The organism is Mesorhizobium sp. M7A.F.Ca.MR.148.00.0.0 (assembly GCF_003997735.1).
Lineage (GTDB): Bacteria > Pseudomonadota > Alphaproteobacteria > Rhizobiales > Rhizobiaceae > Mesorhizobium.
In genome coordinates, this window is the sequence record NZ_RZTB01000287.1 from 1 (window position 1) to 1,167 (window position 1,167).

The window sequence follows — 1,167 nt, forward strand, 5'->3', positions numbered from 1 at the left end:
GACGACGCAACCGATGTCGGAGGCGGGCACGCGCTCAAGGTCGGCAAGGGCAGCGGAATCCAGATTGCGGACGACTGCTCGATCAAGGTCGGCAAGAACCTGGTGATCGAGGCGGGTGACTCGATCACACTCAAATGCGGCTCGGCGTCGATCACGATGAAAAAGGACGGCACCATTGTTGCCGACGGCAAGGACATAACGCTCAAGGGCAGCGGCAAGATTACCGTCAAGGCCGACGGCGACGTGATCGTCAAGGGAAGCACCATCAACAACAACTGAGGGCGTCATCATGGAAGTGCTGGATCGTATCGACGGCGTCGTGATCGGCCTGCTGATCGGTTTCGAGGGCGGGGCGCCGCTTGTTGTCTTCGTAGGCAATCCGCACGAGACGGCGATTGCGGCGCGCAGCCTGACCGAACTGGACATTTCGGCGATCGGGTCAGAACTGGCCCTTCTGTTCGAGGAGGGTGATCCCACGCGACCGTTGGTCGTTGGACGCATCGTCGATCCGGCGCACAAGAACAAGGAGCTGAAAGTCGCTCGCGAAGGCGACCGTGTCGTCATCACCGGAGACGAGCGCATAGAACTGCGCTGCGGCCTGGCGTCGATCATTCTGGAAAAGAATGGCCGCGTGACCATTCGCGGCAGCCAGTTGACGAGCCAGGCCAGCGGGACCAACCGTATTCGCGGCGGGGCCGTGCATCTCAATTGAGGCATTGCCGATGCACAGCATCGCGACCATTGCGGCGATCGTGGATCAGCATGCCGAAGATGCCGCTTTCCTCTGGCTTCGCCGCCGCCGGGAAATCGATGGTTCAATTCTCGATGAGACGGACATCGGCCGCATTGACCAGCGTCTCGACGCGAACATCGAAGGGCTCATGGCTGCCGGCAAGGCCGGCTGGGATGCGGCGATGCTGATCGGGTAGCGATCGCGATCGGCGCCGCGGCGAGCCTCCGTGAGGCCGGCCTGTCGAGCCTGTCCGCCGCAGTCGCGCGCACACCGCGTGAGAAACTGCGGCCGTTTGTGGCGAAATGGCTGGATACCCGCGATGCGCCGCAGCGTTGCCTTGGGCTCTCTGCGCTCTGGCACCATCGCGTCGATCCGGGGCCGCGTCTTCATGATTTGGCGAACCATTCCGATGCAAGGGTGCGCAGCCGAGCCGT

The 1,167-nt window shown here is 62.8% G+C and carries 2 protein-coding genes and 1 pseudogene; all 3 read left to right on the top strand.

Annotated features, from left to right (window positions below; translation table 11 throughout):
• Nucleotides 1-279 (top strand): annotated as a pseudogene (locus EOB49_RS36735) (type VI secretion system tip protein VgrG); the annotation flags it as partial.
• A gap of 7 nt (nt 280-286) precedes the next feature.
• Nucleotides 287-712: a DUF6484 domain-containing protein gene (locus tag EOB49_RS33975; RefSeq protein WP_127383510.1), complete on the top strand. Its 426-nt coding sequence runs from the start codon at nt 287-289 to the stop codon at nt 710-712.
• A gap of 10 nt (nt 713-722) precedes the next feature.
• Complete coding sequence (locus EOB49_RS33980) at nt 723-929, top strand: hypothetical protein (RefSeq protein ID WP_127383511.1); 207 nt, start codon at nt 723-725, stop codon at nt 927-929.
• The last annotated feature ends 238 nt before the right edge of the window (nt 930-1,167 follow it).